Consider the following 12,515-nt stretch of genomic DNA (forward strand, 5'->3'; position numbering starts at 1 on the left):
CCACGCCCCATGACAGGCGGTGCTCGGCATGTCGCTGTACTCCTCTTCCGGTCCCGGCTCCTCTTCCTCCTCCGGTCCCGGCTCACTCACCGACCTGGACTCCTCTTCCGGTCCCTGTTCCTCCTCCCCCGGCTCCGCCTCCGCTCCTGGCTCGCTCGCCGGCGCAGACGACACTTCCGGTCCCGACTCCCTCGCCGGCCCCGCGACGCCGTCGGCCACTTCAGCCGCCTCGGCGCGGGTGTCGTCCGCGCCGCCTTCACCGGACGCGTCACCGGACTCGCCGGACGGCCCGTCGGGTCCGGTGACCGCTCCGCCGACCGTTCCGTTCACCCTCCCGACGGCCGGCCGGTTCACCGTCCCGGCGGCACTCTCCATGGCGTCGTCACCGGCTCCGGAGCCCCTGGGTGTGCCACAGTTCGCGCCGCTGCGGGTGCGCGGTGGCAGCCGTCGGCTGCGGCGGGCGCTGCGCAGGCAGCGGCGTGCGATGGCCGCCGGGCTGGCGGTGACGGCCGCGGCGCTGGCCGCTTCGGGCGCGCGTGGCCCGGACGATCCGGGCGGCGGGTCGGGGCCGCATGGCCAAGCGAGCCCGGGCACGGGGCCCTTGGCGGCCGCTGCTCCGGCGCATGAGAGCCGCCCTGGTGACGTTCTGGTGTCAGCTCCCGTGCGGATCGCCGACGCGGCGACGGTCCGGCTGCTGCGGCCGGGAGACCGGGTCGATGTGATCGCAGCCGCCGATTCGCCGCCGGGTGCGGATTCGCCGGCGAAGGTTGTGGCCTCCGGAGTCCGGGTCGCCGCGATCCCGCGAGCGGGCGAGGACCCCGTCGGCGGCGGCGCGTTGATCGTACTGTCCGTTCCACGGACCACCGCCGCCACGCTGGCCGGAGCCGGGGCGACGTCCCGACTGGCGGTGACAGTGTGCTGACGTTCGATACGCCGACTCGTGCCGACGTATCGCCAGGTCGCCAGTCGGCGAGTGCGAATTGGACAGGGCGGCCGGGGGCTGACGTAAGTTGCGCAATTGTCCCCCTGCCCTACCGCACATGTGAAAAGAGGCTCATTCGTGAGCGAGAAGAAGCCGAGCCTGCTCGAAGGCTTCCAGGCCTTCCTGATGCGTGGCAATGTGATCGACCTCGCGGTCGCCGTCGTCATCGGTGCCGCGTTCACCAACATCGTCAACGCTGTGGTGAAGGGCGTGATCAACCCGCTCGTCGGAGCGTTCGGCACGAAGAACCTGGACTCCTACAGCTCCTGCCTGAAGGCCCCCTGCCAGGTCGTCGACGGCGAGATGCAGGGCATCCAGATCATGTGGGGATCGGTGCTCGGCGCCACCCTGCAGTTCCTGATCACCGCGGCCGTCGTGTACTTCCTGATGGTGCTGCCCATGGCGAAGTACCTCGCACGCCGCGAGGCACAGCGCAAGGCGAAGGAAAGCGTGCACGAGACGCTGGAGGTGACGGAGCTGGAGGTCCTGAAGGAGATCCGCGACGCTCTTCTCGCCCAGCGCGGTGGGGACACCGGGGGCCCGGCGGGGGCTTCGGCACCCGGCGACCGCGGCTAGACACCGCGGGAACCGCGAGCCACCCGGCAGGAACCGCGAGCCCCGAGGGCTCAGATGTGGTGGGGCGGCTTCTCGTCGAGGAAGCGCGCAAGATCGGCGGCGCTGTCACCGCTGGCCTGAGGCCGCTCACCCCACCCGCGGTCCGTATCGTCCGAGGATTGCTGGTCCATCGGATCGTCGAAGGTCAGCTCCGGCTTGGAGTGCTGCCGGCCGGGCTGCTTCGCATCTCGCGGTCCGGGGGCGGGGGCGGTGCTCATGCCTCCAGGGTAAGGCGGCCGGGGCCCCTGCGGTCAACGGTCTCTGGGGTCCGGCGACCACAGCGCGAGGACCACGAGGTACGACAGGACCAGGAGGCCCGCACCCCACCGGGCCGACGACGGTCATCGCCAGTGCGAGCCGCGCGGGACCGGCCGGGCGGCCTGGGCGGGCCGGACGCATCGGCCCGGCCCGCGGGACCGGTCCCGGAAGAGCCGTCAGCCGCGCCGGTTGGATCGTTCGCGTGCGGCGAGCCTTCCGCATGGTTCGGGTCCAGCGAGCCTGCTCCCGGATTCGCCTCGCTCATGGCTTCTCCCCCGCGCCCGCGGTCGTCGCCCCGGGGCGGTCGAGCAACGCCGCGCGCTCGGGCGACGACTCGGCGAACCGCCGGCACCGGAGCGCGGCTGCCCGGCGCCGTCTCCGCGCCAGGGCGGTGCGGGAGGCACCGGCGGCACGGGCAGCGGCTCGGACGGGGGCACCGACGGCTTCGCCGGTACGGCGGGGGCATCTGGCGGCTCGGTCACGAAGCCACGCTAGGGCGGTTTGCAGAGATGGGCCCGTTTTGGTGGACAGGGGGGTGAGCGGGGGCCTCAACAGATGACGGAGTGACCGGATCGGCGGGCGCGCGCGTCCGGCCATCGGCGAGCGGACCGTTCTGCTGTGCTTTGCCCATGATGTCCACACCTGGTCCGGACTACGGGTCCGCTCACCACCATCACACCAGGCCGCTGCGGCGGATGACGGCCCGCAGCCGGGAGGAGGGCCACCGCACCGCGACCCCGCTGGAGCTCTTCTTCGACCTGTGCTTCGTCGTCGCCGTCGCCCAGGCCGGGCTCCAACTGGTGCATGCCGTCGCCGAGAATCACGCGGCAACGGGAGTCGTCGGTTACCTGTACGTGTTCTTCGGCGTGTGGTGGGCGTGGATGAACTTCACCTGGTTCGCCTCCGCCTACGACTGCGACGACGTGCCGTACCGGATCGCCACCCTCGTGCAGATCTCCGGTGTCCTGGTCTACGCGGCGGGCGTGCCGCGCGCCTTCGTCGACAACGACTGGACCGTCGCCGTCGTCGGCTATCTGGTGATGCGCGTGGCACTGACCGCCCAGTGGCTGCGCGCCGCCGCCTCCGAGCCGTCCGGCCCCGCCCGGCGCACCGCTGTGCAGTACGCGGTGGGCCTCGTACTCTGCCAGGCCGCGTGGGTCGCGCTGCTGTCGGCTCCGGAGGGCTCGCAGCGCTGGCTGTTCCTGATCGTCGCGATGGGCGAGTTGCTCGTCCCCGTGGTCGCCGAGCGGAATCACCAGACGGCCTGGCATCCGCATCACATCGTGGAGCGGTACGGGCTGTTCACGCTCATCGTGCTCGGCGAGACCATGCACGCAGCCACCACGGCCGTCCAGTCCGCGCTCGACGAGAACGACGCCCTCGGCGAGCTGCTGCCCATCGCCGCGGGCGGGCTGCTGATCGTCTTCTCCGCGTGGTGGATCTACTTCGCCGTCCCGGCGCACGAGCGGCTGGGGTCCAACCGCCAGGCGATCCCCTGGGGTTACGGCCACCTGATGATCTTCGCTTCGGCAGCCGCGGTCGGCGCGGGGCTGGAGGTCGCGGTGGAGGAGACGGTCGGCAAGGCGCACGTGTCGGTCACCGCCGCGTCAGCGGCGGTGACCATCCCCGCCGCGACGTTCCTCGTGACGGTGTGGTTGCTGCACGCCCGGTATTTCAAGCGCGGCGTGGCGCAGCAGGTGCTGCTGCCGGCCGGCGCGCTGGCGATCCTGGCGTGCACGTTCGCGGGCCACTGGGCGGTGTTCGCCGCCGGGCTGGCCGCGGCGGCGACGGTGGCGGTCGGCGTGACACTGGCTGCCCGCCCACCGCACCCCGCGACCGCCGGTTGACCAACTACGGTGGGAGCCATGGGCGTCGACGAACTCACGGGACCGGGGGCCGGCCCCGGCTCGGGCAGCGGCGGACTGACGGATGTGGCCGGTCTGCGCGTCGGGCATGCGCAGGTACCGGGCGAGCGCGCGCTCAGCGGCACCACCGTCGTGCTCGCGCCGGCAGGTGGCGTGGTCGCCGCCGTGGACGTACGCGGCGGCGGGCCCGGCACCCGGGAGACGGACGCCCTGGACCCGCGCAACCTCGTCCAGCGCATCGAGGCCGTCGTGCTGACGGGCGGCAGCGCCTTCGGGCTCGAGTCCGCAGCCGGAGTGATGGCGTGGCTGGAGGAGCAGGGCCGGGGCGTACGGGTGGGGCCGGACCCCTCGCAGGTCGTTCCCGTCGTGCCGGCCGCGTGCGTCTTCGACCTCGGCCGCGGCGGCGACTGGCACGCCCGGCCGGACGCCTCGACCGGACGGGCCGCCGTGGAGGCCGCGGCGGCGAGCGCGGAAGGCGCCCCGGTCGCCGAGGGAGCGGTGGGCGCGGGCACGGGTGCGGTGATCGGCCGGTTCAAAGGCGGTGTCGGGACCGCGAGTTGCGTCCTGGAGTCGGGGATCACGGTGGCGGCGCTGGTCGTCGCGAACGCGGTCGGCTCGGCGGTCGACCCGCGCACGGGCGCACTGTACGGCGCGTACGGCACCGAACGCACCAACGAACCGGAGCCCGCCGTGCACGCGGCGGCCCAGTCGCGGCTGGCCGAGGTACGCGAGAAGAACGGGCCGGCGCCGCTGAACACCACCCTCGCCGTCGTCGCCACCGACGCCGACCTGACCCGCGCCCAGGCCCACAAGCTCGCCGGCACCTCGCACGACGGCATCGCGCGCGCCGTACGGCCGGTACACCTGCTCAACGACGGCGACACCGTGTTCGCCCTGGCCACGGGTGCGAAGCCACTGGACAAGGCCGACCCGCTCGCCCTCAACGACGTCCTCGCCGCGGGAGCGGACATGGTGACCCGGGCGATCGTGAGGGCCGTGCGGGCGGCCGACGGCGTCGACGGGCCCGGCGGTGTCTTCCCCTCGTACCGGGAGCTGTACGGCACCGAATGACGTCACCCCGTGGCCAGTTGGGAACGTCCGTGCGAACGGGAACCCCGGCCGCCCGGCCCCTCGTTTTACTGGAACCCTGAACGCGTTGTCAGACCCAAGCGCTACGTTTAGCAATCAGCAAGTGACGTGTGGCGACGGCCTGGAGACCCCTCTTGAACGATCCGATCGATCCGTACGAGACAACCGAGACGCACCTCGAGCGACTCCTGGGTCGGGCGCTCAACTCCTTCGATCTGCCCGACGCGACGGTCGAGCGGCTCGGATCGGCACTGACCCATGCCAGTTCGCTGCACTCCTCCCACCACGAGGCGGGGCTGCACCGGGCGACCTATCGCCACACGTACCTGCTCGGCGACGGCAGTTCCCTCACTCTGTGGGAGCTCGTCCACAGCAACGACGGCGGCGGCACCGGGCGCGACGGCGCCTGTGACACGGAGCAGCACGAGCTCTACGCGGACGAGTCCGAGGTCCGGCTCGCCGCGTCCCGCCTCCCGGCCGGCTTCCCCGGGTTCGCCGCGGACGCGCCCGGTCCCGGCTTCTGCCTGGACGCCGACCTGGAGCTCCTCGCCTCGCTGATGACGCCGCCCCCGGCGCCACCCCCGCCGATGTACGTCCCCGACGACTCGGCCGACCACGCCCGCCGGGTGCTGCGCCGTGCGGAGAACGAGAACCGGCCCGGCGAGGAAACCGCGCGTCGGTTGCGGGCGGCGTTCGCGCACCACATCACGCAGGTCTTCGGCCGGCAGTTCCGGGTGGCGGGCAAGGACGCCGGTTTCACGCTGTACGAACACGCGTTCCTGCTGCTGGACGGCACGGAGACCAGCCTGTGGGAGGTCGAGCACACGGCGACGCCCGACGGCCGCCACATGTGCGAGGTCTACGAGGCGGAGCACGCCGCGCGCGAAGCGATGCAGCTTCGCGCGCGGGTGCGGTAGCGGCCCGGCTCAGGCGGCGACGGACACCTTCTCCGCCGACGCCGCCTCGGCGGACGCGGCGGCCTGATCCGGCTTGCGTGCGCCCTTGAGCAGGAGCACCAGGCCCGTGCTGACGAGCGTTCCCGCGGCTATGGCGAGGAGGTAGAGGAACGGGTTCCCGATCAGCGGCACGACGAAGATGCCGCCGTGCGGGGCGCGCAGCGTGCACTCGAAGAGCATCGACAGTGCGCCGGTGACCGCGCCGCCCACCATCGCGGAAGGGATGACCCGCAGCGGGTCGGCCGCGGCGAACGGAATGGCGCCCTCGGTGATGAACGAGGCGCCCAGCACCCAGGCCGCCTTGCCGTTCTCCCGCTCGGTCTTCGTGAACAGCCGACCGCGCACGACCGTCGCCAGCGCCATGGCGAGCGGCGGCACCATGCCCGCGGCCATCACCGCGGCCATGACCTTGAGCGAGCCCTCGGTCGGGTTGGCGAGTCCGCCGACCGCGAAGGCGTAGGCGACCTTGTTGAGCGGGCCGCCGAGGTCGAAGCACATCATCAGGCCGAGCAGGACGCCCAGGAGGATGGCATTGGCCCCGGACAGGCCGGACAGCCAGTTGGTCAGCGCCTGCTGCAGCTCGGCGACGGGCTTGCCGACGACGAGGAACATCAGGAAACCGACCACGATCGAGGAGATCAGCGGGATCACGACCACCGGCATGATGCCGCGCAGTGGCTTGGGCACCTTGAGGCGTTGGATGGTCATGACCGTGAAGCCCGCGATCAGACCGGCGATCAGGCCGCCGAGGAAGCCGGCGTTGATGGTCAGCGAGATGGCACCGCCGACGAAACCGGGGACGAGACCGGGGCGGTCGGCCATGCCGTACGCGATGTACCCGGCGAGCACGGGCACGAGGAAGCTGAACGCCAGCCCGCCGACCTGGAACAGCAGCGCGGCCCAGCTCGTGTGGTCGGCCCACACGAAGTGCTCGGCCACGGACTTGGCGTCGGAGATCTCGTATCCGCCGATCGCGAAGCCGAGGGCGATGAGCAGACCGCCCGCGGCGACGAACGGCACCATGTAACTGACGCCGGACATGAGCCACTTGCGGAGCTTCGTGCCGTAGCCCTCGCCGGGTTCGCCCGCCCTGTCCACGGGTGCCGCCGTCCGCGCCGCCGCGGTGACCTCGCCGCGCTCGGCCTTGCCGCGCACCTCGGCGATCAGCTCGGCGGCCCGGCTGATGCCGGCCTTGACGCCGACGTCCACGGTGGGCTTGCCGGCGAAGCGCTCCTTGTCCCGTACGGGCACGTCGTGCGCGAAGATCACGCCGTCGGCGGCGTCGATGACGGCGGGGTCGAGCCGGGCGAACCCGGCGGAGCCCTGCGTCTCGACGACGACCTCGACACCGGCGGCACCGCCGGCCTTCTCCAGGGCCTCGGCCGCCATGTAGGTGTGGGCGATGCCGGTGGGACAGGAGGTGACGGCAACGACACGGAACGGGCCGCGCGGCGCGGAACCGGTGGCCGCACCGTCGTCCGCGGCGTCCGTCCGCTCCGTGCCCGCGTCCGCGCCCGGTCCGGCGGCGTCGCCGCCGCGCTGCGGGGCCGTCGTCGCCGTGCTCGCCGGTGCTCCCGCACCTCTCGTACCGGCATCGGACGCGTCCGCGCCCGAGTCGGACGGGCCCGCGGCCGAAGCCGCGGCCGCGCCATCGTCCGACGACGCTGCGGCGCCCGCCTCTCCCGCGACCGGCGCCTCTGCCGGCGACGGTGCGTCACCGCGGATCAGGGACGCCGTTGCCGACCGGTCCGTCGACGTGCGCAGCGCGCCGGTGAAGGACTCGTCCATCAGGCGGCGGGCCAGCGACGACAGGATCGTCAGGTGGGCGTCGTCCGCGCCCGCCGGTGCCGCTATCAGGAAGATCAGGTCCGCCGGCCCGTCCGGCGCACCGAAGTCGATGCCCGCCGCGCTGCGGCCGAACGCCAGCGTCGGCTCGGTGACGTGCTCGCTGCGGCAGTGCGGGATGCCGATGCCGCCGTCCAGGCCGGTCGGCATCTGCGCCTCGCGCGCCGCCACGTCGGCGAGGAAGCCGTCCAGGTCGGTGATCCGGCCGAGCTCCCTCATCCGTGAGGCCAGCGAACGGGCCGCCGCTTCCTTCGTCGTCGCGGCCAGGTCGAGGTCGACCAGGTCCGCGGTGATCATGTCGCTCATCGCGGGCTCCCTTGTTCGGTGAGGACTCGGTCCAGGGGGATGTCCGCGGTCACGGTGACCGCGGACGGGTCGAGGTCGGCAGGGGCGGGCATCACGCTGCCCGGCAGCTGTACCGCCGCCGCGCCGTGGGCGACCGCCGCCGCCAGTGCGCCGCGGCCCTCCCCGCCCGCGGCGAGGAATCCGGCGAGAGAGGCGTCCCCCGCGCCGACGTTGCTGCGCACGGCGCTCACGGCCGCCGAGCCGAAGTACGTGCCCGCCTCGGAGACGAGCAACTGGCCGTCGGCGCCCAGGCTGGCGAGCACCGAGCGCGCGCCGAACGCGAGCAGCTCCTCCGCCGCCTTGACCGCTTCGCCGACGGTCAGCAGCGGGCGGCCCACGGCCGCGGCGAGTTCGTCGGCGTTCGGCTTGACGACGTCGGGACGCACGGGCAGCGCCGCCATCAGCGACGGCCCCGACGTGTCGAGGGCGACGCGCGTGCCCGCGGCGTGCGCACGGACGACCAGTTCGGCGTACCAGTCGGGGCCGAGGCCGCGCGGCAGGCTGCCGCAGCAGGCGATCCAGTCCGCGGACTCGGAGTGTTCCCGGACCGCGGCGAGCAGCAGCGCCGACTCGACGGGGCTCAGCTCGGGACCGGGGGCGTTGATCTTGGTGAGGGTGCCGTCCGGTTCGGCGACGGAGATGTTCGAGCGGGTGTGCCCGACCACCGGCACGGACGCGACCTCGATGCCCTGGCCCACGAGCAGGTCGGCGACGAGTGCGCCGGGCGCTCCGCCGAGCGGCATGACCGCGACCGTGCGGTGCCCGGCTGCGGCAACGGCCCGCGACACGTTGACGCCCTTGCCGCCCGGGTCCATCCGTTCGCCGGTGGCGCGCAGCACCTCGCCGCGGTCCAGCGACGGAACCTCGTAGGTGCGGTCCAGCGACGGGTTCGGGGTGACGGTCAGAATCATGCGCGTACGACTTCCGTGCCCGCGGCCTCGATGGCCTCGGCGTCCTTCGGGGCGAGCCCGCTGTCCGTGATGAGCAGGTCGACGTCCGAGAGGTCGCCGAACCGCGCGAAGTGCTCCTGTCCGTACTTGGCCGAGTCGGCGAGCAGGACGACGCGGCGCGCCGCGGCGATCTGGGCGCGCTTGACGGCGGCCTCGGCCAGGTCGGGGGTGGTCAGGCCGCCGTCCGCCGAGTACCCGTTCGCGCCGATGAAGACGACGTCGGCGTGGATCTCGCTGTACGCCCGCAGGGCCCAGGCGTCGACGGCGGCGCGCGTACGGTGCCGTACGCGGCCGCCGACGAGGTGGAGGTCGATGCCGGGGTGGTCGGCGAGACGCGCGGCGACGGGCAGGGCGTGGGTCACGACGGTGAGCGAGCGGTCCAGGGGGAACGCCGCGGCGAGGCGCCCGACGGTGGATCCGGCGTCGAGGATCACGCTGCCCTCCTCGGGCAGTTCTCCCAGGGCGGCCTGGGCGATGCGATCCTTCTCGTCGGCGGCGGTGGACTCGCGCTCGGCGAGGTCGGGCTCGAAGTCCAGCCGCCCGGCCGGGATGGCACCTCCGTGCACCCTCCGCACCAGACCGGCGCGGTCCAGGGACTTGAGGTCGCGCCGGATGGTCTCGGCGGTCACCTGGAACGACTCGGCGAGCGACAGGACGTCGACGCGTCCGCCGTCCCGGGCGAGCCGCAGGATCTCCTGTTGGCGCTCCGCTGCGTACATGTGGTTCTACATCCGATCCATGCCCGAACCTGTGGTTTCACCACGAGGCTACGCCCGGATTTCGCCAAAGTAAACAGACTCGGGCATTCGAACGGGACGACATCCGACAGGCCGATGCCCGCGCCACAACATCGTGGCGCGGGCATCGGAGCACCGGCTTCGTTCTGGGAGCGCCGGGCGGTCTCAGCGCGCGAGCACCGGCTCCGGCTCGCCTTCCTGCGCACCCTCCACCTGCTCGGCCGTCTTCTCGACCGGCTCCGGGGCGTCGTCCGTCGCGCCCGCCTCCAGGTGCTGCTTCGGCCGCGCCGGCAGCGCGAACATCACCAGGAAGATCGCGCCGAGCACCGCCGCCACCCACCACAGCGAGTGCTGGAAGGCCTCGGCGAACACCCTGCCCGCCGCGCCCGGCGCCGGCCTCTCCTCGTCGATCGTGCCGAAGAAGACCACCGACACCAGGCCGAGGCCGAGCGCGTTGCCCATCTGGGCGGTCGTGTTGATCAGGCCCGACGCCGAACCCGCGTGCTCGCGCGGCACCTCCGAGAGCACCGCGTCCGTGAGCGGCGCGACGATCAGGCCCATCCCGACGCCCATGACGACCAGGGGCAGGATCATCTGCCAGGGGGCGATCGCCGTGCCGTACCGGTCGGCCTCCCAGATGTAGATCAGCAGGCCGGCGGCCATCGTCACCGCGCCCGCCTGCAGCACCTTCCGCCCGAAGCGCGGCACCAGCAGCTGCACCGACATCCCTGCCGCCGCGGAGACGGCGATCGAGAACGGCACGCCGGTCAGACCGGCCTTCAGCGGGCTCCAGCCGAGCCCGATCTGCATGTACAGCGTCCAGACCAGGAAGAAGATGCCCAGCACGACACCGAACGTCAGCTGCACGGCGATGCCCGCGGCGAAGCTCTTCACCTTGAACAGCGACAGCTCGACCAGCGGAGAGCCGTCCTTGCGGGTCTTGTACTTCTCGTACGCCACGAACACGGCGAACACCAACGGGCTGGCCGCCATGCACAGGTGGCCCCACAGCGGCCAGTCCAGCTCGCGGCCGCGGGTGAGCGGGTAGATCAGCATCAGCAGGCCGAGGGTGACCAGGGCGACGCCCACGAGGTCGAGCCGGAGCGCCTTCGGAGCACGGGACTCGGTGATGAACTTCCGTCCCAGGATCAGACCGGCGATGCCGACCGGAAGGTTGATCAGGAAGATCGGGCGCCATTCGAGACCGAAGAGGTTCCACTGGGTCAGCAGCGCGCCGAGCAGCGGCCCGGAGACCGCCCCGAGGCCCACGACCGCACCGAACAGGCCGAAGACCTTGCCGCGTTCGTGCGCCGGGAAGGTGACGTGCACGATCGCGAGGACCTGCGGCACCATCATGGCCGCCGCGGTGCCCTGCAGGAGGCGGGAGGCGACCAGCATCTCCTCGCTGGGGGCGAACCCGCAGAGCGCGGAGGCGATCGTGAATCCGGTCATGCCGATCAGGAACAGCCGCTTGCGGCCGTAGATGTCACCGAGCCGGCCGCCCGTGATCAGACCGGCGGCGAAGGCGAGCGCGTACCCCGCGGTGATCCACTGGATCGCGCCGAACGAGGCGCCGAGATCCCGCTCGATGCTGGGGATCGCGATGTTGACGATGGTGACGTCGACCAGGTCCATGAAGGCCGCGGTCATGACGATGGCGAGAGCGATCCATCGCCTGCGGTCCGATGCCGTACCCGTTACGGCGGGCTGCTGTGAACTCATACGAGGATTCTGGAGGGCATATAGGTCAGGTCACGTCCTAGATGAGCGCCATCCTGGAAAGCATGACGGACACTCCGGCACGACTCCTCAATCTGCTCTCGCTTCTCCAGACCCCGCGCGAATGGCCCGGCAGCGAGCTCGCGGACCGCCTCGGCGTCAGCCCGCGCACGATCCGGCGCGACATCGACCGGCTGCGGGACCTCGGTTATCCGGTGGAGGCGACCAAGGGTGCGGTCGGTGGGTACCGCCTGGTCGCGGGCGCCGCGATGCCGCCCCTCCTGCTGGACGACGAGGAGGCGGTGGCCATCGCGGTCGGCCTGCGGGCGGGTGCGGGCCATGCCATCGAGGGCATCGAGGAGGCCTCGGTGCGGGCCCTGGCCAAACTGGAGCAGGTGCTCCCGTCCCGGCTGCGGCACCGCGTGACCACCCTCCAGGCGGCGACGCTCCCCCTGACAAGGGGCGACGGCGCCACCATCGATCCGCAGACGCTGACAGTCATCGCGGGCACGGTCACCGGGCGCGAGCGGCTGCGCTTCGCCTACCGCGCGGGTGACGGCGCCGAGACGCGCCGGCAGGTCGAGCCCTACCGGCTCGTGTCGACGGGGCGCCGGTGGTACCTCGTCGCGTACGACCTCCAGCGCGAGGACTGGCGCACGTTCCGCGTGGACCGGGTGACGGAGCCGTTCGCCACGGGGTCGCGGTTCGCTCCGCGGGAGGCTCCCGTGGGGGACGCGGCGGAGCTGCTGAGCCACACCATGTCGCGGCAGCAGCAGGAGCACGACGTCGACGTGAGCTTCCGCGCCCCGGCGTCGTTCGTCGCTGCCCGGCTGCCCGAGCACCTGGGCGCGCCCGTCCCGACGGGCGAGGACACGTGCCGGCTGCGGACCCGGGCGGCGGACTCGGTGGAGTGGCTGGCGCTCCGACTGGCGCTGGTGGACTGCGAGTTCACGGTGCACGGACCGCAGCCGCTGCGGGATTACGTGACGGACCTGGCGACCCGCCTGACGAGGTCCACGGCCTGACGCGGGCGTCCAGGGGCGGAGCGGACGGCCCGACGCGGGCCCGGCACCTGAACGGCCCGTCGCGGGTCCGCACCTGGGGAGCGGGCGGCCCGACGCGGGCGCTCAGGGGCGCAGCGGACCGCCCCGGAC

At 72.6% G+C, this 12,515-nt stretch carries 11 protein-coding genes; 6 read left to right on the plus strand and 5 right to left on the minus strand.

The window, feature by feature from the left end; all coding sequences use genetic code 11:
* Nucleotides 1-406 precede the first annotated feature (406 nt).
* A complete protein-coding gene (locus ACWD0A_RS17225) occupies nt 407-922 on the plus strand; it encodes an RcpC/CpaB family pilus assembly protein (protein WP_451298854.1) in 516 nt (171 codons plus the stop codon).
* A gap of 138 nt (nt 923-1,060) precedes the next feature.
* Nucleotides 1,061-1,558 carry a large conductance mechanosensitive channel protein MscL gene (gene mscL, locus ACWD0A_RS17230; protein WP_451298856.1) on the plus strand — a complete coding sequence of 166 codons (498 nt, stop codon included), beginning with the start codon at nt 1,061-1,063 and terminating at the stop codon, nt 1,556-1,558.
* 50 nt (nt 1,559-1,608) lie between these two features.
* Here the strand turns inward: mscL and ACWD0A_RS17235 are convergent, their stop codons facing one another.
* Nucleotides 1,609-1,815 carry a hypothetical protein gene (locus ACWD0A_RS17235; protein ID WP_451298858.1) on the minus strand — a complete coding sequence of 69 codons (207 nt, stop codon included), beginning with the start codon at nt 1,813-1,815 and terminating at the stop codon, nt 1,609-1,611.
* Nucleotides 1,816-2,484: 669 nt separating this feature from the next.
* Here ACWD0A_RS17235 and ACWD0A_RS17240 point away from each other — a divergent pair.
* The 3 genes from ACWD0A_RS17240 to ACWD0A_RS17250 all read left to right on the plus strand — a co-directional run bounded on the left by ACWD0A_RS17240 (nt 2,485) and on the right by ACWD0A_RS17250 (nt 5,726).
* On the plus strand, nt 2,485-3,702 hold the full coding sequence (locus tag ACWD0A_RS17240; RefSeq protein WP_451298860.1) for a low temperature requirement protein A: 1,218 nt from the start codon (nt 2,485-2,487) through the stop codon (nt 3,700-3,702).
* A gap of 18 nt (nt 3,703-3,720) precedes the next feature.
* Entirely contained in the window at nt 3,721-4,791 is a 1,071-nt protein-coding gene (locus ACWD0A_RS17245) for a P1 family peptidase (RefSeq protein ID WP_451298862.1), read from the plus strand.
* Between the two features lie 152 nt (nt 4,792-4,943).
* On the plus strand, nt 4,944-5,726 hold the full coding sequence (locus tag ACWD0A_RS17250) for a DUF6227 family protein (RefSeq protein ID WP_451298864.1): 783 nt from the start codon (nt 4,944-4,946) through the stop codon (nt 5,724-5,726).
* Between the two features lie 9 nt (nt 5,727-5,735).
* Here ACWD0A_RS17250 and ACWD0A_RS17255 read toward each other — a convergent pair whose 3' ends face one another.
* The 4 genes from ACWD0A_RS17255 to ACWD0A_RS17270 form a co-directional block, all read right to left on the minus strand.
* Nucleotides 5,736-7,916 (minus strand): PTS fructose transporter subunit IIABC, encoded by a 2,181-nt coding sequence (locus tag ACWD0A_RS17255; protein ID WP_451298866.1) that lies wholly within the window; start codon nt 7,914-7,916, stop codon nt 5,736-5,738.
* The gene (gene pfkB / locus ACWD0A_RS17260; protein ID WP_451298868.1) at nt 7,913-8,866 is read right to left on the minus strand and encodes a 1-phosphofructokinase; all 954 of its coding nucleotides are present in this window, start codon (nt 8,864-8,866) and stop codon (nt 7,913-7,915) included. Before pfkB ends, ACWD0A_RS17255 begins: the two co-directional genes overlap by 4 nt.
* Entirely contained in the window at nt 8,863-9,624 is a 762-nt protein-coding gene (locus ACWD0A_RS17265; RefSeq protein WP_451298870.1) for a DeoR/GlpR family DNA-binding transcription regulator, read from the minus strand. Before ACWD0A_RS17265 ends, pfkB begins: the two co-directional genes overlap by 4 nt.
* A gap of 183 nt (nt 9,625-9,807) precedes the next feature.
* Nucleotides 9,808-11,364, minus strand: a complete 1,557-nt coding sequence (locus tag ACWD0A_RS17270) for an MFS transporter (RefSeq protein ID WP_451298872.1) — start codon at nt 11,362-11,364, stop codon at nt 9,808-9,810.
* 62 nt (nt 11,365-11,426) lie between these two features.
* Here ACWD0A_RS17270 and ACWD0A_RS17275 point away from each other — a divergent pair, with 62 nt between their 5' ends.
* Nucleotides 11,427-12,386, plus strand: coding sequence for a helix-turn-helix transcriptional regulator (locus ACWD0A_RS17275; RefSeq protein ID WP_451298874.1), 960 nt, complete (start codon nt 11,427-11,429; stop codon nt 12,384-12,386).
* Nucleotides 12,387-12,515: the final 129 nt, after the last annotated feature.

Source organism: Streptomyces sp. NPDC002867 (assembly GCF_053591895.1).